General features: G+C 46.9%; 23 protein-coding genes. 14 read left to right on the top strand and 9 right to left on the bottom strand.

The genetic code is table 11. The features are described 5' to 3' along the window. The first annotated feature begins 659 nt into the window (after positions 1-659). From NDI34_RS07030 to NDI34_RS07020, 3 genes are all read left to right on the top strand, one after another. A complete protein-coding gene (locus NDI34_RS07030) occupies positions 660-1,733 on the top strand; it encodes a class I SAM-dependent methyltransferase (RefSeq protein WP_190536046.1) in 1,074 nt (357 codons plus the stop codon). Between the two features lie 316 nt (positions 1,734-2,049). Then, on the top strand, positions 2,050-3,237 hold the full coding sequence (locus NDI34_RS07025) for an acyl-CoA dehydrogenase family protein (RefSeq protein ID WP_348232262.1): 1,188 nt from the start codon (positions 2,050-2,052) through the stop codon (positions 3,235-3,237). Between the two features lie 280 nt (positions 3,238-3,517). Next, the gene (locus NDI34_RS07020) at positions 3,518-4,657 is read left to right on the top strand and encodes a GDSL-type esterase/lipase family protein (protein ID WP_348232261.1); all 1,140 of its coding nucleotides are present in this window, start codon (positions 3,518-3,520) and stop codon (positions 4,655-4,657) included. A gap of 218 nt (positions 4,658-4,875) precedes the next feature. Here the strand turns inward: NDI34_RS07020 and NDI34_RS07015 are convergent, their stop codons facing one another. Both NDI34_RS07015 and NDI34_RS07010 read right to left on the bottom strand, forming a co-directional pair. After that, a complete protein-coding gene (locus NDI34_RS07015; RefSeq protein ID WP_190410320.1) occupies positions 4,876-5,088 on the bottom strand; it encodes a hypothetical protein in 213 nt (70 codons plus the stop codon). A gap of 237 nt (positions 5,089-5,325) precedes the next feature. Beyond that, complete coding sequence (locus tag NDI34_RS07010; RefSeq protein WP_348232281.1) at positions 5,326-6,852, bottom strand: site-2 protease family protein; 1,527 nt, start codon at positions 6,850-6,852, stop codon at positions 5,326-5,328. A gap of 259 nt (positions 6,853-7,111) precedes the next feature. Here NDI34_RS07010 and NDI34_RS07005 point away from each other — a divergent pair, with 259 nt between their 5' ends. Beyond that, positions 7,112-8,338, top strand: coding sequence for a WG repeat-containing protein (locus NDI34_RS07005; protein ID WP_348232260.1), 1,227 nt, complete (start codon positions 7,112-7,114; stop codon positions 8,336-8,338). 39 nt (positions 8,339-8,377) lie between these two features. Here NDI34_RS07005 and NDI34_RS07000 read toward each other — a convergent pair whose 3' ends face one another. From NDI34_RS07000 to NDI34_RS06980, 5 genes are all read right to left on the bottom strand, one after another. Further along, positions 8,378-10,069, bottom strand: a complete 1,692-nt coding sequence (locus NDI34_RS07000) for an NAD+ synthase (protein WP_348232259.1) — start codon at positions 10,067-10,069, stop codon at positions 8,378-8,380. 57 nt (positions 10,070-10,126) lie between these two features. After that, entirely contained in the window at positions 10,127-10,423 is a 297-nt protein-coding gene (locus tag NDI34_RS06995; protein ID WP_190536051.1) for an isochorismate lyase, read from the bottom strand. Between the two features lie 163 nt (positions 10,424-10,586). Continuing rightward, positions 10,587-11,333, bottom strand: a complete 747-nt coding sequence (locus NDI34_RS06990; protein WP_190437823.1) for an NUDIX domain-containing protein — start codon at positions 11,331-11,333, stop codon at positions 10,587-10,589. Beyond that, positions 11,306-11,893, bottom strand: a complete 588-nt coding sequence (locus NDI34_RS06985; RefSeq protein ID WP_348232258.1) for a nicotinate-nucleotide adenylyltransferase — start codon at positions 11,891-11,893, stop codon at positions 11,306-11,308. Before NDI34_RS06985 ends, NDI34_RS06990 begins: the two co-directional genes overlap by 28 nt. 95 nt (positions 11,894-11,988) lie before the next feature. After that, positions 11,989-13,398 carry a nicotinate phosphoribosyltransferase gene (locus NDI34_RS06980; protein ID WP_348232257.1) on the bottom strand — a complete coding sequence of 470 codons (1,410 nt, stop codon included), beginning with the start codon at positions 13,396-13,398 and terminating at the stop codon, positions 11,989-11,991. A gap of 474 nt (positions 13,399-13,872) precedes the next feature. Here NDI34_RS06980 and NDI34_RS06975 point away from each other — a divergent pair, with 474 nt between their 5' ends. Further along, positions 13,873-14,025, top strand: a complete 153-nt coding sequence (locus tag NDI34_RS06975) for a hypothetical protein (RefSeq protein WP_190536052.1) — start codon at positions 13,873-13,875, stop codon at positions 14,023-14,025. 298 nt (positions 14,026-14,323) lie between these two features. Beyond that, complete coding sequence (locus tag NDI34_RS06970; protein WP_277877453.1) at positions 14,324-14,458, top strand: hypothetical protein; 135 nt, start codon at positions 14,324-14,326, stop codon at positions 14,456-14,458. 61 nt (positions 14,459-14,519) lie between these two features. On the opposite strand, the gene NDI34_RS06965 is transcribed toward NDI34_RS06970, so the two are convergent. Next, a complete protein-coding gene (locus NDI34_RS06965; protein ID WP_190410312.1) occupies positions 14,520-15,212 on the bottom strand; it encodes a hypothetical protein in 693 nt (230 codons plus the stop codon). Between the two features lie 149 nt (positions 15,213-15,361). Beyond that, on the bottom strand, positions 15,362-16,069 hold the full coding sequence (locus tag NDI34_RS06960) for a diacylglycerol/polyprenol kinase family protein (protein ID WP_348232256.1): 708 nt from the start codon (positions 16,067-16,069) through the stop codon (positions 15,362-15,364). A gap of 57 nt (positions 16,070-16,126) precedes the next feature. On the opposite strand from NDI34_RS06960, the gene yidD reads away from it, so the two are divergent. From yidD to NDI34_RS06920, 8 genes are all read left to right on the top strand, one after another. Further along, positions 16,127-16,372, top strand: a complete 246-nt coding sequence (gene yidD / locus NDI34_RS06955; protein ID WP_190410310.1) for a membrane protein insertion efficiency factor YidD — start codon at positions 16,127-16,129, stop codon at positions 16,370-16,372. Continuing rightward, the gene (locus NDI34_RS06950) at positions 16,373-18,496 is read left to right on the top strand and encodes an AAA family ATPase (protein WP_348232255.1); all 2,124 of its coding nucleotides are present in this window, start codon (positions 16,373-16,375) and stop codon (positions 18,494-18,496) included. It abuts the gene before it with no gap. A gap of 171 nt (positions 18,497-18,667) precedes the next feature. Next, positions 18,668-19,903: a serine hydrolase domain-containing protein gene (locus NDI34_RS06945; protein ID WP_348232254.1), complete on the top strand. Its 1,236-nt coding sequence runs from the start codon at positions 18,668-18,670 to the stop codon at positions 19,901-19,903. A gap of 147 nt (positions 19,904-20,050) precedes the next feature. Then, a complete protein-coding gene (locus NDI34_RS06940; protein WP_348232253.1) occupies positions 20,051-20,563 on the top strand; it encodes a GNAT family N-acetyltransferase in 513 nt (170 codons plus the stop codon). A 360-nt stretch (positions 20,564-20,923) separates the two neighbouring features. Continuing rightward, entirely contained in the window at positions 20,924-21,169 is a 246-nt protein-coding gene (locus tag NDI34_RS06935) for a hypothetical protein (protein WP_190435322.1), read from the top strand. Between the two features lie 35 nt (positions 21,170-21,204). Further along, positions 21,205-21,540: a DUF6176 family protein gene (locus NDI34_RS06930; RefSeq protein WP_190687455.1), complete on the top strand. Its 336-nt coding sequence runs from the start codon at positions 21,205-21,207 to the stop codon at positions 21,538-21,540. Positions 21,541-21,884: 344 nt separating this feature from the next. Next, positions 21,885-22,592: a M15 family metallopeptidase gene (locus NDI34_RS06925; protein ID WP_348232252.1), complete on the top strand. Its 708-nt coding sequence runs from the start codon at positions 21,885-21,887 to the stop codon at positions 22,590-22,592. 228 nt (positions 22,593-22,820) lie between these two features. After that, positions 22,821-23,213 (top strand): DUF3110 domain-containing protein, encoded by a 393-nt coding sequence (locus NDI34_RS06920; RefSeq protein ID WP_190410303.1) that lies wholly within the window; start codon positions 22,821-22,823, stop codon positions 23,211-23,213. The last annotated feature ends 3 nt before the right edge of the window (positions 23,214-23,216 follow it).

Genomic DNA, 23,216 nt, shown 5'->3' with positions numbered 1-23,216 from the left:
AATACCAAGTTATTCAAAGCAGCGTTCGCGAAGCGTTCAATTAAATGCGATCGGAAACTTACATTTTTGTGACTCAAATCACTGGCGCTCGTGTTAAAGAGAAGATACCCGATAACAATCTTTTTGGTAACTCGCAAATTCTATATAAATTTTTCTAGGATTGTGCAGCAAGCAACAGCATAAGTCTATTTTTCCGGTCTTGTATTAACCGTCTCAAGCAGTGTATACGAGCCGCAATCAGTTATCAGGAACGACGAACGAACAACTACCTAGTAGTGTTAGCCTTCGCTACGCTGACGCTGTTTTCATACCCAAAGGGCTGTACGCGATCGCATCAATTTCACAGTGGTTATATGCATACATAGCCTAGGGTAAGGTTTTGGGGGAGCGAACGCTTCCAGAACGCTATCGGAACGCTTGCCTTGATAGCTTGTTCATATATCAAAAAACATTCATAGAGGATACCGAATAAATCCTGAAGGGACACACAGCTTGGGTTGAATTCCTGCGAATACCCTCCGTTTTTCTGATATCTATTTCTCTTCAGAATGCTACCTATCAGCTCCTCTAACTCCGCTTAAGAGTGCAACAGAAATCTAAGTTTTTGCGATCGCACTCTGAATAACACATTCAAACTTGAAAATCATGACGAGGATTTTATGACAACACTTACCCTAGACCAAACCAAAGCAGAAGCATTTGCCGAACGGATGCTTAACATTCTCAACAGTGGCGCGATCGCTCTGATAACGTCTATCGGTCACAGAACTGGGCTATTTGACAGGATGGCTGAACTACCGCCTTCTACAAGCCAACAGATTGCAGACGCAGCGGGGTTGAATGAGCGGTACGTGCGCGAATGGTTGGGAGCAATGGTTACGGGTGGCTTTGTGGAATACAATCCAGCTAAGAATACCTACGATTTGCCTCTAGAACACGCCGCATTCTTAACGCGGGCTTCCAGTCCTGACAACATTGCGGCATTTTCCCAATACATCCCTTTGTTAGGAAGTGTTGAGGAGCAAATCATCGACTGCTTTTACAAGGGTGGTGGGGTTCCCTATTCTGCTTTCAAGCGTTTTCATCAAGTGATGGCGGAAGATAGCGGTCAAACGGTCGTTGCGGCGCTGAATGACCACATTTTGCCCTTAATTCCCGGACTGATTGAGGCACTTAAGGCGGGAATTAAGGTGCTGGATGTGGGGTGTGGTAGCGGTCGTGCTATCACCAAAATGGCGAAGGAATTTCCGAATAGTCGGTTTACAGGCTACGACTTCTCAGAAGAAGCGATCGCGATCGCGCAAACCGAAGTCCAACGCCTCAATCTTGCAAATATCCGCTTTCAAGTAAAAGATGCTGCCACCCTGGATGAAGTTGAAAACTACGATTTCATTGCTACCTTTGACGCCATTCACGACCAAGCTCAGCCCGATCTAGTGTTGCGAGGAATTGCCCAAGCACTGCGTCCGGATGGCATTTATTTGATGCAGGATATTCGTGCCTCCGGTTATGTTGATGGCAATCTCGATCATCCGGCAGGGCCGTTACTTTACACCATTTCTTGTATGCACTGTATGACTGTATCGCTTGCCGCAGGAGGCATGGGGCTTGGTGCCATGTGGGGTCAGGAGAAAGCATTGGAAATGCTGGAAGATGCCGGTTTCACTAGCGTGGAAATCAAGCAACTCGCTCATGATTTTCAAAACAATTACTACATTGTGCGGAAGAATTAAACCCGTTTTACGAATTGTCTGGATTAAATCCCTGCCATCAATTGGGGGGATACAGAAAAAATCACAAATGTAGCGGCAAGAAAGTGAATCGCTAAAAAAATATGTAACACCAACCTTCAATTCTGAAAACCATTGAAAGCTAGAAAATCCTATGTGCAAACTCTGTGCATTTGCTTGGCGTTACCAAAAACCCGGTAGCAGTGACTCGCTATTGCTAACTACGAAACAGTTCTCTTCACTGGTTGTTTTAAATCAAGCCTCGCAACCAGTTCAGAAATTATCTACTACAAAAGACAAGTAAAAAGGAGAAAAAACCATGACTACATTACTAAACCGCATCGAATTGAAAGATTATGCAGCGATCGCGTCTGCTCTCTCCCAAGAATTGGCAGCGAGTGCCGTTGAGCGCGATCGCCAAGCAGGTATCCCCCATGAAGAAGTACGACGACTCCGAGAAGCAGGACTGTTACCTCTGGTTGTACCGCGAGAATATGGCGGTATTGGCGCAACCTGGGTAGAAGCTTACAAGGTTCTTCAGGAAATTGCTAAAGCAGATGGTTCTACGGGGCAACTCTACTGCAATCAGCTAATCTTATCAGTGGTGGGTCAGGTGAGCGGCACCCCCGCTCAAGCAGAACGCTACTATCGAGCTACTGCCCAACATCACTTGTTTTGGGGAAATGCATTTAACACGCGGGACACTCGCCTCAAAATTGAGCCAGAAGGCGATCGCTTCCGGGTAAATGGAACTAAGACTTTTGGCACCGGAGTGGCAGCAGCGGATATCCGTGTATTCGCCGCGGTGCAAGACGGGGTCGATCATCCAATTGTCTTCATCCTTCCCAAGGATCGAGAAGGTATTGTCTACAACAACGACTGGGACAATATGGGACAACGCTGCACTGCTAGCGGTAGTTTCACCTTCCACAATGTCCTGGTGAACCCGGATGAAATTCTCGGCCCGTCGCCATCTCCAGAGGGTGCCTTTTCCACCTTGCTATTCGTGGTGAATCAGTTGGCGAAAACCCATGTCTATCTAGGAATTGCCGAGGGTGCCTTGGAAGCGGCAAGGGATTACACGACGACGATGACTCGACCCTGGATGACCTCAGGCGTCGATCGGGCATCGAAAGATCCCTACATTTTGCAGCACTATGGTGAGCTATGGGCTGAGCTAAAGGCAGCGATCGCGCTGTGCCGTCAGACAGCGCAGCAGGTACAGAAAGCGTGGGAAAAGGGACTGGCGCTCACTCATGAGGAACGGGGTGAAGTTGCGATCGCTGTTTATACTGCTAAAGCTTTTACCACTAAAGTTGGCTTGGATATCACCACCCGCATCTTTGAAGTCATGGGCGCTCGTTCCACTGCTGCGAAATACGGCTTCGACCGCTACTGGCGCGATCTGCGGACGTTTACCCTGCACGACCCAGTGGACTACAAGCTACGGGATATTGGCAATTGGGTTCTCAATCAGGAACTGCCAATGATATCGCAGTATTCCTAACCAGAATGCGATCGCATTCCCTAGTCTGGCTTGCTTGCAAGTAGATAGTCAAAAGTCGATTCCTAGGGCGCACAAATCGACTTTTGACTTATTTTTTTGGCTTATTTTTGAATGCGCTTGACAAATGACTCGTGTATGCCGTCACTTTAGAGGAGTTTAAACGCGATCGCTCCTGCGTCTTGCCAACAGAAAGCGATCGCTTCTCCTAAAAATTCCTGACTCCAACCAATAATCCTTGTCAAAGGGAAAGGAAGGAAAGAGTGATAGGAGTAGAGACACAATGGGCGATCCTTATCTGTTGGCGGTAAGTTTGTTAAGCGGCGGGCAAATCTCAGCTCCGCCCCCGCCCGTACTGCCCCCACAGCCTGACAACCTGTTAGCGTTATGGCATTCCAGTGAGTCGAGTGACTTTGGACCACTGGTGGCGCAGAAAATCGTCCCGACAATTGAAATCACCTCTCCTGAATTCAGCCAGCAGTTGAGTTCGCAGACGAATCCTTTCCAGGAGACTGACACACTAACCATTACTACAGCCTTAGCACCAACAGCAGCTCAAGCCGCGATAGAACTGAAACCCTCCCTACAAGCGAAGCTGAAACCGGATACAGCAACGACAAAACCGGCATCTGGCAGTCAACTTTTTTACCAAAGATTAGCTGCTCTGAAAGCAGGCAAGATTTATACTCGTCTACCTGTTGATAGCTTTCAGTCATACTGGGCGAACCAAGCAGGCACGAAAGCACTGGCTTTACAAAAACCTAGCTATGAACAGTGGAAACGCCTACTGGCAAAGGAAGCGAGAGCAGTTTCTCAAGGTCAAGGTTCCAACCGTCTTTCCGTATTAGTGGGAGATTCTCTCTCATTGTGGTTTCCCCAAGAACGTCTTCCTGGGGGGAGTTTGTGGCTGAATCAGGGAATTTCTGGGGATAATTCCCGTGGCATCTTGAAAAGATTGTCTGCTTTTTCCCAAACTCGTCCCGATGTTATTTACGTTTTAGCTGGCATCAACGATTTGCGCCAAGGTGCAACGGATGAAACAATTCTCGATAATCTTCGCCAAATTGTTCGCCGCTTACGACAAGAGCATCCTCGCAGCTCAGTCATTGTGCAATCCATTCTTCCCACCCGGATCAACACCATCCCAAACCGTCGAATTCGTAACCTTAACCAACAACTTGCTATCCTTGCTCAACAACAGGGTGCAGGCTATCTAGATATTCACTCTCGCTTTAGCGATGTTGAAGGAAATTTGCGTCTGGACTTAACGACGGATGGGCTACATTTGAGCGGTCGAGGATATGAAGTTTGGCAATCGGCACTCCAACAGGCAGAATCGGTAATTGCACTCAATCGGAATAATGTGCGTGCTGACAACTCAGTAAAGCGATCGCGTCTCTCTGATTTATCTGGATTAAATTAACTGGTAAAAAATTTACGTTTTGTAGGGGTATGGCACAAACACGCCCCTAAAGGCATACCTATCATGCCTGCCATGCCTCTACTTAGCAATTCAATCCATAAAAAAATCAGAGCGATAAAGCTCTGATTGTCAAACTAAGTTCAGTGGAGTTTCAAAAAATTGTTAGAAATAATTGCGCGGCTATCAATTTATCAGCCAATCAATCAAAATTAGCCGAATTAGATGCCTTGACGAGAAATCAGCTTTTCAATATCCGCCTGAGTTTGCTGCAATAGCTGCTCGCGGCTATCAACAGCCTTGGTGAGAGTGGGAACTAGGTTGCGCGCTTGTAACGCCATGTGAAGCTGTAGATGCGCCACGTACTCACTAAAATCTTCACGAAATGAAGGAGTTGAGGATTGCTGTAAAGGCACGTTTATTGTGTTCTCCATCGTTATCTCTCAGCCGTTTGTCAACCTTAACGAAGTTATCACACCGTTCCTAGTCTCTTCTAATTTTGCAATGAAGTTTAATCGTTTTTAGGGAAATTCTTTAAGAAATGTTAAATCCCCTCTAGGACTGTTTAAACTTCTTTGCATTCCTCCAGATAGGACTGAGTGGGAGACAGGGAATAGGTGAGGAGAGAATATTCCCCCATTCCCAATTCCCCATTCGCTCATTCCCAATGCCTATCCCCCAATGCCCAAGCGTCCTGCTAAGCCTGGAGTGAGAGGGAGGAGAGTTGCCACGGTTAAAAACAGAGCCAACAACCCCAAAGCAGCTCTCGCATCATCGGGTTCGGAAATCTCATTCAAGCTAGGGCGTTCTAGACCCCGTTGCAAGAACAGAATTACAATCGCCCAGTACAGCAGCAAAGGATTCGTCGGATTTACTAGAGAGACAATTCCTAGCAAAACTAACGTGGCAACGGTAGCGCGTCGAGCGATTTGGCGTCCGTAGATTGCCTGGACGATTCGACCCCCATCGAGCATTCCCGCTGGCATCAAATTGAACGCTGTTACCACCAAACCCAGCCAACCGATAATCGTCAGCGGGTGGACATCAACCAGGGTTGCCTGGAGACTAGAACCAAGGACAACCCGTGCCAGAGTACCTACCAAAATTGACCCTTGGAAGAACTCCGATGGCACCTTAAATAGACTGCCTTCGTGGGAAAGAATTAAACCGACGATTAGCATCAATAGGGAAACAATACCACCGGCAGCAGGACCAGCTAAAGCGATATCAAACAGCACTGTGCGATTGGGTAATAGCGATTCAAATCGAGTAATCGCCCCAAACGAGCCAATCTGTGCGGATGGGATGAAAAAAGGAAAACTTAGGCGAATATTGTGACGACGAGCGAGGAACCAGTGACCGAGTTCGTGAGTCACTAAAATCACCCAGATTCCGGCACTGATGGGCAGAACTTCTCCAAAGCGGCTTGGGTTGCTGAAGAAATCAAAACCGAGGAAAATTCCCGCCGTCTCTAAGCTAGCGGCAATGGTCGCCACGACGAGAACGCCTGCCAAGATGTTCTGCGGTAAGGTTGCTGGTTTCGGATCGTTGGTGCTGGGGAGAACAATCACCACCGGCTTCTCTTCCGGATTTTCTACTAAAAATAGCCGATAGCGATCGCCCAATCTCTCGTGCAAACTCGCAGACAAGCGGGAATGAACCGCCGCAGGTTCTCCCCGCAGATTGCCCTTGAAGATGGCTCCTTCCTGATAAGGAATGCTTTCGGTGGCAAAGAAGGTATCGATGCCAAAAATTCCTTGGATGTTTTTCAAGTCTTCATCCGGAATGGGAACCACTTCTTGGGTAACGGCATTTTTCGCCTCTTTTGGCGTCGCCGCCGCTGTCTCTCCCCCATTTTCCTCAGCAGTATCTTCTATCGGCTTGGATTCTTGCACCATTTTCAAGACCCGCTCCCGCAGTATGGCATCCTGACCGGCTGCTCGCAGTTTATTTCCGATGAAGATGTACAACCCAGCGGAGGCTATCAACATAAACAAGATGCTCACCAGGTTGAGATAAATCCCCGCTGCGAACAATCCAAAAAACAACAGCCAGGGAGACATCAACACCACTGACTGCAACCAAGCTAAGATGCCGAGTTTGCCGAATGACTTGGCACGGTAGAAGCCCCAACCCAGGATGCCTAAAGCCACCAGCACAATTAAAACTGTCGCCGTAGTTTCCGATCCAGTAAACATTTTTGATGAGGAGCCGTAGCAGCTATAGCCAACCAGTCTACTGTATTTCAATTTCTGATAAGGATTCAAGGTTACTCTTGGCTCTCGGTCGGGAAATGATTTCAATCTCTGCGAGAGATTCATCCAGCCATCTCCACACTCCCCTAAATCCAGCGCCATATTCGAGCGAGCCGTACTCAGCTTAAATTTCTTGAGTACCAAATAAATACCAAATAAACTTGGTTGAGATTAACGCCAATATTTACCTACTAGAAACCCTATGCTATTTAAAAAGTTAGAAGATAAGAATTTTAGTCAGTTAATTAGACTGGGATTAATCGCGATCGCCTTGGGCATCGTTCCTCTTACCGCCTGTGTCAGTTCCCTAAAATCCACCCAGCAATCCTCTCAAGCTTCTTCACCGTCTTTAGCGCCCCAAAATGACAAAACAGGCGATCGCGTTATTAAGCCGCAATTTGAGGCTGCTGAAAACTTCTCAGAAGGTCTAGCAGTCGTCACGAGTAACGGAAAAAAAGGTTATATCGATAAGACTGGCAATATTGTCATTAAGCCGCAGTTTGATTTTGCTGAAAAATTTGAACAAGGGATGGCAGCCGCAAAAATCGGCAATCAGTTCGGCTATATTGATAAGACTGGAAAAATGGTCATTATCAATCCACCATTTGAGCAAGTTTTACAATTTTCAGAAGGACTTGCGCCAACCAGTATTGGCGGCAAGTGGGGCTATATCGACACGAACCGCAATCTGGTTATTAAACCGCAGTTTGCCGCTGCTCATAAGTTTTCAGAAGGGTTGGCATCCGTCAGAATTGGCAATCAAGAAGGCTATATTGACAAGACGGGCAAGATAGTTATTAAACCGCAGTATAAACAAGCTTATCCCTTTAAAGAAGGGCGGGCAGTGGTATTTGATAATAATTTAAAGATAGGCTTTATTGACACAACTGGAAATCTAGTCATCAAACCCCAATTTGATGGGACAAATGATGGTTTTTCCCAAGGGCTAGCACCCATCGCCATCGGCAGTAAAATTCCTCAGCGTTGGGGTTATATTGACAAAACTGGGAAGGTGGTTATCCAACCGCAATTTGAGTATGCTTCTCCCTTTTACCCAAACGAAGACCTAGCAGCGGTAACGATTGACAAAAAGACTGGCTATATCGATAAAACTGGGAAGTTAGTTCTCCCGCCGCAGTCTCATTATGCAGGCAGTTTCGAGGATGGAGTGGCACTCATCTCAAGGGGCGGTAAATATGGCTATATGGACAAAACCGGAAAAATTGTGATTCCGCCGCAGTTTAATGAAGTACGCGATCGCGGTGGTTTTTCCGAAGGGCTAATCGCGGTAGAAATTGGTGGGAAGTATGGATATATGGACAAGACTGGCAAAACAGTTATTCAGCCACAATTTGATGCGGCTGGTTCCTTTCAAGAGGGGCTGGCACCCGTAAGAATTGGCAGTCAGTGGGGCTATATCAGCCGCTAAAACGAGCCAACATTGCCGTTTCTAAAAATCCACTCCACGTCATGCGATCGCACTCCAACGACTCGCAATCGGCATTCGCCAGCCGGTGCCAAAAGCCCGATCGGTAATTTTCAGTCCAGGCGGTGCTTGTCGCCGCTTAAATTCGGCACGCGCCACTAATTGCATCACTTTATTGACAACGACTGGATCGTGACCAGCTTCGATAATTTGAGCAGTTGATTGATGTTCGTGAATTAATCGCTGCAAAATATCATCCAGAATGTCATAAGAGGGTAGAGAATCTTGATCGACTTGACCGGGTTTTAGTTCGGCACTTGGCGGTTTCGTGAGGATATTCGTCGGAATAATTTCACCGTTACGATTCAGCCAATTGCATAGAGAATAAACGCGAGTTTTCGGTACATCAGCAATCACCGCTAATCCCCCATTCATATCGCCATAAAGCGTACAGTAACCAACCGCCATTTCTGACTTGTTACCCGTAGAAAGGAGGAGATAGCCAAACTTGTTCGCGATCGCCATTAATAAATTGCCTCGAATCCGCGATTGAATATTCTCTTCCGCAAGTCCAAAAGCGGTTCCAGCAAACAGAGGTTCTAACGTTTGGTCGTAACCCTGCATCAGTTGCCCAATCGCTAAAGTTTGAGTAGCAATACCCAGTTTTTGGGCTAATTTCAGCGCATCTTCGACAGAATGATCGGAACTGTAGGGCGAAGGCATCAGGACGCCGAATACATTTTCTGCCCCTAAAGCGGCGGATGCGATCGCTGCTACCAACGCCGAATCTACTCCACCACTCAAGCCAAGCGTAACTTTGGAAAAGCCACACTTGCGGGCATAGTCTCGCACTCCCAACACCAATGCTGCCCAAATTTCCTCGTCTTCACTTGCCGCAAGCGGTGCGACTTCCCCGTTATCCTTGGTTAGTGAAGGGGAGATCAAATCCCGCTTTTCCTCATCAAATTCCAGCAGTACCAAATCCGTCTCAAAACGAAGGGCACGACACACCACTTCCCCGGCGTGATTCAAAGCGAAACTGCTACCATCAAAAATTAAGTCATCATTTCCTCCAACCTGATTGATGTAAATGCTTGGTTGGCGGTAACGGACAGTACTATGACGCAACATTGCTTCTCGCAAGTGATGCTTGCCAACACTATAGGGAGAAGCTGACAAATTCACCACCAAATCTACACCCAATTGAGCTAAGTCAGCAATCGGATTCACTGCATAGCTACGCTTTCCCCAAAATTCCTCATCGTTCCACAAATCTTCGCAGATTGTGACGCCAATGCGGAGATTATCGAGCGTAAAAGAATTTGGCTGAAGTCCCGGTTCAAAATATCGATATTCGTCAAAAACATCGTAGCTGGGCAACAGTCGCTTGTGAAAAATTTGCTGTATTTTGCCCTGTTCTAAGCAGGCAATACTATTAAATAACGGTTTACCTCCAGCGGCGTGCGCCTCCGGATTTGGGTCTACCGTACCCACCAACACCGCTAAATTGGGTGGCAAATCCTCTGCTAGCTGCTGCAACACCGTTGCCATAGACTCGACGAAGCCGGGATTCAGCAGCAAATCTCGTGGCGGATAGCCGCACAAAGAGAGTTCCGGCGTCAGCAACAAACGGGCACCTTGCTGAGTTGCCTGTCTTGCCGCCTCCAGAATGTGTTGGGCATTGCTGGTGAGGTTGCCAATTGTGGGGTTGAGTTGAGCGATCGCAATTTTCATATTCAGTTATCACCTGCGTCGTTCTGATTATTTAAACTAATTTTTCAATCGCAGCAATTAGGATTTAGATTGCCAATGTTTTAATTCTTCATTCATAAAATAATTAATCAAATCTTGATATAGCTTTTCAATTACATCTGGATTTAAACCTTGTTCTTCAGCCCAAAGACGTCTTTGCTGCAACATCGACTGAACCCTTTCCGGAGCTTTTACACTGGTTTCGTTTGTTTTAAACTTTGCTGCCGCTTTTACATATTCAAATCGTTTACCAAAAGCTGCGATAATTTGGCGGTCAATTTCATCAATCTCCTGACGAATTTCTTCAATATTTGAACAATCTTTGGTTTGTTTCATAATTGGCTTTCCTTATCTGATTTTTTATGATTAACGCAAAGGTTCGCAAAGGGTAACGCAGAGTAACGCAAAGGAAGATAAAATTAAATTGTTTTTTTAACTTAGCGAACTTTTGCGCGAACCTTTGCGTTAGCGAAGCAGCGCGACAGCGCTACCTTTGCGTTTAAATAAATACCAACGGTTTATCCTTAAACGGAGCAAACGCTTCAGCATCAAATCGATACAAACTCGCCGGACGCCCTGCCCCCCGCGAGACTTTGACTTTGGTATCGTAAAGAAAACCCAGCTTCAAGAGTCGGGCGCGAAAATTGGAATAATCCGAGAAATTTTCACCTAAAACGGTCGTGTAAAGCTGATACAAGTCACTCAAAGTAAACAACTCCGGCAACACTTCAAAGGCGACTGGGCTATATTCCAATTTATTTCGCAGACGCCGATGACCATACTCTAAGATTTTATGATGGTCAAAGGCTAATTGTGGCACTTGCTCTAAAGGATACCAGGCAATTCCACTAACCCCATCGGCAATTAATTCAGCTTCTTCAAATCGCACTAAAGCAAAATAACTGACCGACAGATAACGAACTGCGTAGCTTTCTTCGCATTCCCTCGGATCTCGTCCAGGCCCGCCAAAGGTGTATAACTGCTCTAAATACAGATTTTTCACGCGAATCTTTTCAGCCAAAATCCGATAGGCGGCATCTTCTAAAGATTCCCCTTGCCGCACTAAAGTACCGGGCAAACTCCACCGATCGGAAAAAGGTTCGTCCTGCCGCATTACTAACAAAACTAATAGTCGGTTTTGCGCCGTATCGACTGAGAAAATCACGTTATCGACTCCGACTTTAAAATCCGCTAATGCCGGTTTTTTTACCGAATCTCCTATCTTTTTCGAGCTGCGTCCTCGCATTCGTATAAACGTTCTCTGTGAATATAATCCTCAACGGTCGTCGTCAAGGCTTGTCTGTTGCCATTCTCACGATAAGCTGTGGAAGAAACCGCCGGTGGTTTGATGTCAGCGATCGCAATCTGCGCCCCTAGTTGTCTCAGCGCTTCCAAATCAGAGTCATCTATCGCATATCCTGGTCTAGGCACCACAAGTAGATGCACTTGCTGCAATAAATCTTCAACTCTATACCAACGCGGCATCTGGTTTACTAAATCCGAACCAATGACGACGGTAAAATCTGCCGATATCCCCCAGCATTGCCTAGCCTTCTGCACCGTCTCCAGAGTTCGAGGGCTACTGAATTCCGGATACAGCCCGATATTGTGGCAACTCGGATGAATTTCCTCAATCAGCAACCGTAGCATTGTTGAGCGATGTTCTAGCGGCGTTTGATGCGATTTAAACGGATTATTGGAAGCCCAAACCGCCACCCAATCATAGTGTTGCGACAGCCATTTCAAAATCGCTTGATGCCCAGAAGTTGGCGGGTCAGCACTCGTACCAAACAAAGCAATTCTCATTATCTTCCTAATTCCTCTTCTTCCTCTTTCTTCGTGTCCTTTGCGTCTAAGCGCTAAGGCGCAGGCTCCGCCAACGCGGTTCGTTCTCAACTCCCCTAAGCAGCGCGACAAGTTTTTTGCGTCAACTCCAGCAGTGCATCTGAAACCTCCACCGACGGCGAAACAGGCGAATCCAATTGACGAGTCTCCGCTGGTAAACTCGCGACCGAAATCGCAGTCCGTTCTCGAATTTGGGTTAAAGATTCTGGTAGAAACACCCGTTCGCCTTGCTTAAACATCGGCTGCAACAACGGTTGCTCAAACTGCGGACTTTCCGTCACCAATCCCAATCGATCAGCTTTCATCAAATTGCCATCAAAGCAGCGAAAAATCTGCTTGCGACCGGGATAAGTTACCTTGCCACTCGACTGTTTCATTACAGGAATGCCATCAATTTCAACCAGTTTATACACTCCATTGACTGGAGTTCCCGTAACCAATCGAGTTCCCAATCCATAACCGTCAAGGCAAGCACCCTCTGCTTGCAATCGGGCAATTTCCCATTCATCCAAATCGCCACTCGCAAAGATGGGAACATCCGGTAAGAGCGATCGCACTTGTTTGGATAACCCTACCAAATCGCCAGAATCTAGCCGCACCCCAGACAATTGCATTTCTCCTGCATCGATCTTTTCTGCCAGCATTTGGGCAGCGGCAACTGTATCGTAGGTATCAATCAACAACGGCGCACCCGGAAAATATCGATGGAAGGCGGTAAAAGCCTCTCCCTCACTCCCAGGAGTTGCTGTCAGCGCCATCACCAAAGCATGAGCCATCGTCCCGCTGGGCTTTTGACCCAACTTGATCGCTGCCAGTACATTAGAAGTCGCGTCCAATCCAGCCGCCAATGCCGCCCTGGCTGCCCACAGAGACGCTTGGGGGCTAAAAGCGCGTCGGGTGCCAAATTCCAGCAGCGTCGCTTCTGGCCCCGCGACATCCCGTATCCGCGCCGCCCGCGTGGCAACCAAAGTTTGATAATTAATCGTATTCAGCAGGTAGGTTTCCACCAGTTGAGCTTGCCAAAGCGGCGCTTCCACCCGTAGCAGCGGTTCGTTAGCGAATACGGCGGTTCCTTCTGGAACTGCCCAAACGTCGCCGGTGAACCGAGCATCTGCTAAAAGCGACCAAAAACGCTCTGGTGCCCGATCGAAAATTCCGGTCGCCTGCAAAGCCGCTATCTGGCTGGGGCTGAAGCGGAATTTCTCCAGATAGTCCAGCGCCTGTTCCAACCCCATCGCAATCAAATAGCCAAAGCCAGCGGGTAAACGCCGCGCAAATAGCTCAAAGCTTGCCCGTGATTGATCTAAACCTTCGCCGGTGTAGCAAGCTGCCATTGTCAGCTGATACAGGTCGGTTAAGAGGCTGTAATCTTCAGAAGCGATCGCGAGTTCCCGATCTTCTACCCTAACCGGCTCCTGAAGCAGGTTAGCAGGATGCTTTACAAGTCCGTCCACGGAAGTTCTCATAGTCTTGCTTCCTAGCAAGTGTGGGCTCTCTAATTATAGTGATATTCACCATAATAGTGTCAAGGCATTTTGATGAGTTCTTCAAGAAGAGGGTTTCTGAAGAGAGCTTTATTGCCCTCTTCAGGTCATTCTTAGGTTATATACATTATTCTTAATAGTATTTTGACTCAAAAGCTACAGAAAAGGGCAGTTGATGCCAAAAAGACACAGGAGAGAGCGTGGCGGCGTTGCCCATTCGCCATTAACCACCAACCATCAGTTTCTAGCGTTAATTGTGCAAAATCTAAATGAATTTAAAAGTATGTAGAAATCTTAAGTAAACTAACCGCCGACTTAAGTCTAAGCAAAGTATTGCAAACCTAATCAAACAAGTATTGCAAATTACCTCAAACTATCCAGCCATATTCATAATAAAAGTATCAAAGACTAATATACATTTCATCGAATCCCCAAAGGAATCTGGAGAGTAAAGATATGAGTCTTACCCGAACGTTTGACAATATCATCCAATATTTTTCTGGCGCGATCGCTCGCATCTTTGGACTAAGTGACGATGCGTATCCTGTGACTGGCGTGCAGCCCTTTACAGGGGAACCGTTTAGCGCACGTCGCAAAGAAGATTGGTAGTCAGCCTGAATGCTTTTTTCTATATTGTTGGAGTCAAAAATAAGAAATTTGGTGGAGAAAGAGGCTCTTTCTCCACCAAATTTTATGAAATGATTTTAAAAATTATTCTGATATGGCTAAAAAGTCCCACCAGAACGCCTTTTAATGTGTCAGTCACCTCAGACTGCTCTGTTGGATGGTTTAACATCCCTTTGGTGGCTGCAAAGCAGGGGAAACGACAAAAACCCTGTACCACTACTTAACGCTCAACTGGCGCTCAACTGGCTTGGTTAGCCCATATCCTGAGAATGGGCAATGAATGACCACTCGCCGCCTAGACGCCGTTCTCCTAAGTGGGGCAATTCGCAGGACAAACAGCAAAACGCCTGCTATGGTCGGGCAATATTCGGTGGATGAGGAAAATTCACGCACCGAATATTGCCTAGTTCTATAGTGACAAGCGTTCTATAAAATTGTACGGAATTTAATACAAAAGTTAGAGCTTATTTAAAGTTCTAAATACTCATTTGACGTAGCTGATGTTGTTCCTGGTTAAACTGCTTTTGTTCGGGGGTTAATACGTCATAATCAATGGGCGATCGCATATCCCACTGCACTCCTGCCAATAGCAGTAAAGTCCCCGCCATTACAAGACCCGTGGTGAGAAATTGCCAGCCTCCGACATAAGGCAAGATCCCAATGCCCAATAGATGAACGAACCCGTTAATCAGGAAAGTACGCGATCGCATTCCCATCCCCGTAAAAAAGTAGCCAATGGTACTTAGACCCAGCCAAAACTGACACAGGTTCATCAGCACCAACCCCCAACCCAGAAAAATACCCAAGTCAGTTAGCACCATCCCGAATAACATCAGTGCAACCCAGCTATAAAGCAGCCAGCGCAGGCGTTCTACTTTCACCCAAAAGTGAGTCAACACCACCATCCCCACCGTACCGACTAAGGTAAGTGCTGACCAAAACATCGCTTGCACGTACCAGCTAACAGGTAAAAACTGAGCATTGATAAAAATTGCAGCGGTAATCCAACCCCAAACAATAAACGCCTGATCGATTCGAGAATAAAAGCTCGAAATCAGCGTTTTATTTCCAACTTGCAAGTGAATACGTAAAAGCCCCTGACGATCCTGAAAATCAAGGGCTTCCTGTTTGCTACGGACAAGCGGTTCGGCAGGATTAAAAAAAGTCATTGACATCCATCTTTGGAGATAAATTGAATAAAGCGGGAGTATGTCCCTAGGTAGGCTTCTTCAACTATCTTAATGGAAGCAGAAAATTTGTAATCTGGGATTCTACGGATATTACAACCAAACTAACTGTTTGCTAGTTATCAAAAGTGTTAAGTGAGTAAAAGCAGCTGAGTCAAGAAAAAAGCGATCGCGGCACTGCCTACAGGAACCGTCAGATTGTCGATGCCGAACCAGGAGAACGCTTCTAAGACAGTCGCGAAGAAAGCAACGAAAATCGGCACTACCCACGTTTGCCAGATATTGCCCTGGACTCCTAGGAAAATTAAGCTACTAACCCCATAGCTAACCAGGAACATCGTCAGCGAGCCTTCCCAACTTTTACGGATGTCCCAAAATTCATAGCGATGCTTACCAAATCGTTGACCAATGAGAGCAGCTAAGCCATCCCCCCAAGTCATCACCAAAATTCCCAGTGCTGCATATTGGGGTTGGTTTAGAGGCCAGAACCAACCGATTAAAATGCCAATACTGAGGGCATAGCAAAATGTCCCCCAGCTCTTGCGCCCAACGCTGTTAATGCCTGGGAGGATCGGAAATTTGTATGACAAAAGAGCCACTGCACTCGCGAAAATTGAAGCCGTAATCCCCACCCAAGCGGGAAGGTTCAGCCACCAGGCAAGCAAAATCACATTGCCCGTGCCAATGTGAACCACCTTCCGCACCTTTTCCGGTTCGGTAGAAGTGTAGCGATGCAGCCCTTCTGCCAGTAACACAAGAATGCCCAGGCAAGCCCCAACTAACCCAATGTGGAGCCATAGATCCGGAATTGATTCTAACCACAACACGGATTTACGCAAAGATTGAATTATAAAAAAAAGCTCTCCTTACCAATCTATTAGATCCAGGGCACAGTAATGAAAATATTACTAATTTGGCTAATTCGGGGATACCGAGTGCTAATTTCTCCCCTTTTTCCCCCAGCGTGTCGGTTTCAGCCGACTTGTTCCAAATATGCTTTAGAGGCGGTAGAGAGATTTGGCCCTTGGCGCGGCGGCTGGATGGCGATTCGGCGCATCTTGCGCTGCCATCCCTTCCATCCTGGCGGTTACGATCCGGTGCCACCCGCCGCTTCTGGGGCGGTTAAACAAACAAAAGAGTAAATGAAGTCATCGCGGGTATCAGATCGTCTAGAGGAGTTGCGTCGTAGTCGGTTTGTAGGACGCGATCGCGAACAAACTCTATTTCAGTCGGCGCTGGACGAGGCGCAATTACCTTGGCATCTCCTCTATATTCATGGTTCGGGTGGTGTTGGCAAGACGACTTTGCTGCGCGAGTTTGCCTACATCTGCGAACAAGCGAAAACACCAGTCGTCTACCTGGATACCCGTAATGTCGAACCTTCACCCGACTCTTTTTTCAGCGCCCTCCAGATGGTTATCGGTCTGGGGCATCAAAACCAGCCTTGGGAGTGGTTTGCTTCCCAACCTGGTCACTGTGTCCTTCTGATCGATACCTACCAAACCTTAACGCCACTAGAAGACTGGCTGCGGGAATTTTTCTTACCCCAGTTGCCGGAAAATGCCCTCGTCGTTCTCGCGGGTCGTCAACCCCCGTCATCTGCTTGGCGTGCCGATCCGGGGTGGCAGGCGTTGATGCGTTTAATATCCTTAGATAACCTGAATCCAGAAGAAAGTCGGACGTATCTGACAAAACGTCAGATTCCTGTCGAACAGCATTCCTCTGTTTTGAACTTTACTCGCGGTCATCCTCTGGCAATGTCCCTAGTTGCGGATGTTTTTGCCCAGCACGGCAATATTGATTTTCGACCAGAAGCTGCGCCGGATGTGGTGAAAACTTTATTAGAACAATTTGTGCAAGAAGTCCCCAGCCCGTTGCATCGGGCAGCATTAGAAGTTTGTGCTTTAGTGCGTTTAACTACCGAAGCACTGCTGTGTGAAACTCTCGCGATTCCCGATGCTTATGAGTTGTTCAACTGGCTGCGAGGACTTTCGTTTATAGAATCGAGATTACAAGGTATCTTTCCCCACGACTTAGCACGGGAAGCAATTTCCGCTGACTTGCGCTGGCGAAATCCCGAACGCTATGCCGAACTGTTCGGTCGTGCCCGTGGTTATTACTGCAAACGTATCCTGCAAACTCAGGGTTTGGAACTAGAACGCGCCCTATTTGATTATGTTTTCAAAAGTCCGCAAGTACGACAATTTTTGATATGGCAAGACAACAACTTGCTGACCGACACGCTGCGTGAGAGCGATCGCTCGGTGCTGATGGAGATGGTGGCGACTCACGAGGGGGAAGCTTCTGCCCAGCTTTTAGCACATTGGTTGGCGCGACAGCCTCAAGGAGTGTTGGTGTTTCGCCAGTCGGAGGAGGGAACTCCTCTAGGCTTTATGATGATGCTGACTTTGGATGAAGCTAGTTTAGAAGATTTACAAGTTGACCCCGCTACTCAGGCGGTGTGGAATTATATCCAGCAGCAGGGAGCATTACAACTTGGTGAGAAGGCTACGTTCTGCCGCTTTTGGATGGCTGCTGATACTTATCAAGCTGTTTCCCAAATTCAAAGCCTCATCTTTATCAAAATTTTTCGGCACTGCGTCACGACTCCCGGCTTAGCTTTTATTTTTACAGCGATCGCTCAACCGGATTTCTGGGAATTGTTTTGTACGGCAGCCAATATGCCGTTGCTGCCAGAAACATCTTTTGAAGTGGGTGGACGGCGTTATGGTGTATCCGCGCACAATTATCGAGTTTCTCCCGTATTCAATGATTTGTTGGAACTGCCAGCTTGGGCGATCGCGATCGCTCCACCAGGAGAGGGGGAGATCAGGCAAGGGAAGGGAATACCAATCCCCCATTCCTCATTACCACTTCCCAATTCCCCTTTAAGCCAATCTGAATTTGCCTCTGCGGTGCATCAAGCTTTGCGGGATTTCGTGCGACCGGAGGCACTATTACATAATCCTTTAGCGCGATCGCATCTGGTTATCGAACGTGCAGGCACCAATACTCGTGCAGCAGAACGAATTGCCGCCTTACAAGCGCTGTTGCAAGAAGCGGTTGAATCGTTACAGCGATCGCCCCGCGAAGCCAAATTTTATCGCGCTTTGGATCGCGCCTACCTGCACCCCGCTCCATCCCAGGAACGAGCCGCAGAAATATTAGATATATCTATCGGCACCTTTCGCCGTCATTTGAAAGCAGGAATTGTGCGAGTCACAGAGATTTTGTGGCATCAAGAAATCGACCGACTGGAAAACTAATATCAAGCGTGTCGCTTTTTGAAGACAAGCCAATGGCTAATACAAGAGTGACTATTAGCCATTAGAAATTGATCGCTTTTCGATCGAGTTTCGATCTGGAATTGTATAGCTTTCTTTCGCCAAACTAAAACTAACCCAAGCAAAAATTGTACTTGACAAGGAATGGCGAATATGTACTTTTCTCAAATAGCTGCATCAGTCGCTGTTGCCGCAACCGTGGTTCTTGGTATCTCAGGCAGCACCGCTATTGCTAGTAAAGCAGTGTCAAGCACGACAGCACCAAAGGCAGGCAGCTCGAATCTTATTTCATTGCTAACGGCTCAAAAACACAGCAACTCACCGACAAACACTGTATCTGACAAACTCGCTCGCCAACTCCAAGTAACACTGGACAAAACCCGCTTGGCAGCGGGAGTTCCAGGTAAAGGAGGAGTAGCTGGTGCAACTTTAGCGATCGCCAGCCGCGACGAGGGACAATGGTTTGGGTCTAGTGGTGTAGCTGACCTGGCAACGGGAACCTCTGTGGCTCCACAGGATCAATTCCGCATCGGGAGCGCCACTAAGACATTTACGGCAACCGTTGTGCTGCAACTGGTGGATGAAGGAAAGCTCAAATTAGACGATACTTTAGACAAATGGCTTCCTTCAATTGCCAAAAATATTCCGAACAGTAACAAAATTACAATTCGCCAACTCTTGAACGGCACCAGCGGCATCTACGATTACTTAGCCGACGACAGCGCGATTTGGCAGGATATCCTTCAGAATCCATACAGAGACTGGAAGCCAGAGGAGCTTGTTTCCTACATTTACGGACGACAACCAACGATTGGGAAGTGGGTCTATCCCAACACTGGTTTTATCTTGCTAGGGATGATCGTTGAAAAGGCGACAAATTCCAGCCTAGCTAGTCAAATAGAAAATCGAATTATTAAACCCTTAGGGCTGAAAAATACCTTTTTTACTGCTAGAACCGATAGCGTTCCGGGGGGAATCGTTCATGCATATTGGGATATCTACCCTCAGGATGGAATTGATGAGGATCTTACATTTGTAAATATGTCAGTAGCATGGGCTGCTGGCACAATGGTTTCCAATACGCAAGACCTGATTCGCTTTGGCGATAAACTTTTCCGGGGTAAATTGTTGAAGCCTCGCACCCTCAAGGAAATGCTTACCTTTATCGACTTGGGAAGCGGTTTCGGATATGGGCTGGGGATTTGGTCTAACGATACCCCTTGGGGAAAAGCATGGCGAATCAGCGGGAGTGGCATCGGGACTGCTGCTGCGCTGTGGTACTTGCCTAATCGAGGGCTTACTGTAGTGTCTTTGTCAAACCAAGAAGTCGGACAGTATTTTACCTCTATCCGCAATGCCACTTTAGAGTTAGTGCTGGGGAAACCGTAAGCAAGGCGATCGCACTTTCGTACCTAAACCCAGCATCCTAGCAGGATTGATGATACTCAGTGCTGGGTTCTTAGCTCCGCGCCAGCGCCGAATCAGTGAAACCAAGAAAACTTCGTAGAGTTCAAATCAGACAGGCAAACATAAAATATGGCGATCGCGATTCGGAACGCCCTGTCACAGGATTTCACCCAAATCGAGCAAATCTCGGTTGCAGCCTACCAGGAGTACGCACGCGCCCTAGCGCCCGGTGGCTGGGAGGTGATTCAGGGGAATTTGTCCCAAGTCGCAAAGAGAGCCGAGGTAGCTCAGTTAATCGTGGCACAGGAGGATTGTCACCTCGTCGGGACAGTGGCGTACTTTGCTCCTGGTAAATCAGACGGCAGGCTGTTTCCGCCCCAGTGGGCATCCATTCGCTTGCTGGCAGTATCCCCTTCCCATCGCGGAAAGGGAGCCGGACGACTGCTCACCCAGGAGTGTATTCAGCGTGCAAAAGCAGACGGTGCCTGCGAAATTGGAGTGCATACGAGCGAGTTGATGACGGTTGCCAGAAAAATGTATGAGCAAATGGGATTTCAGCAGGACATCGAACTCCCACCTATGTTTGGTCTTCGGTATTGGCGTTACGTGCTACCGCTGACCAAAACGCACGAACCATGCTAGCGATTGAGAAAATCACCCGATCGGGTGAGTCCATAGGATGAGGTTTACTAGAACCGCTTCTTTTACACTAGGTAGGAAACTTCTATAGCCCTTCGGGGAGTAAAAGTTTCCTACCTAGTGTGGCAGATTAACAGGATGACCCATCTAAAAGCCGGTTGAACAGCCAGCCATTTCTGAATCGCTAACGGCTAATAATTCATTGCTATTAGCATTCGCAAAACCAGAAATACATAAAGCTGCGATCGCCCAAGTTTATTAAAAGAACGGTTGAAAACACTGAATTTTTCTGGCTGGCGCGAACTGATAACTACTTAGTTTTCCGGGTCATATTGTTAATATAAAAATTTTTGAGGGGTGAATATGTCTCTGATCCGCGACCTTGTACAACAGGCTCTGGCAACAGGTTATTTAACCATTGCAGCAGAAAATCAACTGCGACAGCTTTTAAGAACTAAGTATGGTCTGGAAGACTTCAACGCTTTCATGGCTTTACAGACAGCTGCAATGTCTGGTCAGGTGAAGCAAGAATCGCGGGAATTAAGAGGTTTACAGCAAACTTTCTGTAAAACGAATAAGCAACCTAACACGCAATACGCAATTCGGTAATTTTTCAATTTTATCCATCCATAAAGGGCAAGTTAATGGCGGACACCCAATGCTTAAAAATTCGGATTAAGCCAGGATTGACCCTCCCTGTAATTGGTTGGCTCAAGAACTTGAACAATCAATTGGATGAAGTGCGGGAATTGCTGAGGAACGAAGGAGTTATTATAGAATCCATCTTTCTCGAACGCAGCCAAGATGGGGACTATTTAATTTTGTATCAAAAGGCAAAAGATTTAAGCAAAGCTAGCGAAACATTCCATGAATCTAGCTCTCCACTCGCCTTGGCTACTCAGAAATTCATTAGCGAAACATGGGGAGACATCCAGCCCCTAGAATTAGTCATCGACTTAGAGGGGATGACAGAAGTTTAGGTATTGCGGAAATCAACTATCAAGATTACGCTAGATACAGCAATTTTTTGATGAACCGCGAAGTCGCGTTGGCGTAGCCTGCGCGTTAGCGCTTAGGGCGCGAAGAAAGAAAAGAAAGAAGATTTTAAGGGATGAATTAAGATTGTTATTGTGGATTCTAGCACTGTTAATTTTTTATTAATAATTATTTTCTAAGTTTGATATAGATATTTAGCTTTTAAATCTTTTTATCTCGTTATTTTGAAGCGTCGATTAAACTTGTCTAAAACTACTGATAAAAATACTGCATATTTTGAATATTTCACGCCAGACGGCAAAATAGGGTCAGTCTGAAAGAACGGAATATGAAACCTTATCAGCAGATTGTAATTGTAGAGTGTGGTGAGCCGCTCACTGCCATTCCTTTGGAACAATTTGCGGTTGTCTCTCCCCATCCTTATGAAAAATTGGGTGCGACTTATGGCGATCGCTCACCTTATTATCTCCGTCAGGGTGTCCTCGAATCCCTAATTGCCGCCCAACACCAGTTAGCTGTCACGAATCCAGATTGGCGGATCGATCTCTTTGATGCCTTTCGACCCGTGGAAGTCCAGCAATTCATGGTAGATTACACCTTTGCTGAAGTGGTTCAGGCTCAAGGTTTAAACTTGATTGAGTTAACAGAAGCTCAGCGTCAAGCAATTTGGGAGATAGTTTATCAATTTTGGGCACCCCCCAACCTCGATCCAGCAACGCCACCGCCTCACAGTACGGGGGCTGCGGTGGATATCACCTTAGTAGACAATACTGGCAAGACGATAGATATGGGGGGAGAAATTGATGAAATATCAGCGCGATCGCATCCCGATTATTATGCCAATAGCACCCAGGCAGTCGAACAGCAGTATCATTTTCACCGGCAGCTATTAAATGATGTCATGCTCCAAGCTGGGTTTCGCCGTCATCCCAACGAGTGGTGGCATTTCTGCTTGGGCGATCAGATGTGGGCGTGGTTATGCAATCAAGAAAATCCCCATCATCCTGTGACTGCCCGTTACGGTAGAGTTGCTTGAGCTAGGAAAGGATATCTATGGCGATCTGAAATGTCTTAACATCTATTGGTTGGGGGTAATTTAGCTTTTTTGCTGATTTCCTCGCAATTTCATTTGAATCTTCTCTCTTGAATTTCTCTTTCCCTCTGTCTTTATTGCTCCGCATCGCTAGCTAGCAAAGGAAGAGCAACTAGACGTGATATCAGGGAAGCCAGTTAGATATCCTAAGTTAAGAATGGATAAAAAACGATGACTACATCTAGGCGCGTATTCGTTTTAATATTTAATCCTCGGACTGACAACGAGGGGATTCACTCGATTCAGATTGGCGATCGCAACTGGATACTCATGTTTGAATCAGAAGACGATGCGACTCGCTATGCAATGCTGCTAGAAGCACAAGATTTTCTCAGTCCCAGTGTTGAAGCCATCGATGCAGAGGAAGTCGAGGCATTTTGCGAGGGTGCAGGTTACGAGTGCAAGCTAATTCCGGAGGGATTTGTTCCCGAAGGAGATGCGGAACGTCTTTTTCTGGTTCCGCCAGAAACGAATCTGGAGGAAACAGACTGGAAACCAGATGCTCCGCAAGCGGAAGTTTCCGATCTAGACAGAATTCGCCGTCAATTAGAAGGACTGTTATGAAAG

The organism is Trichocoleus sp. DQ-U1 (genome assembly GCF_039961925.1).
Lineage (GTDB): Bacteria > Cyanobacteriota > Cyanobacteriia > Cyanobacteriales > FACHB-T130 > FACHB-T130.
This window is presented reverse-complemented; position numbering and strand designations above follow the sequence as displayed.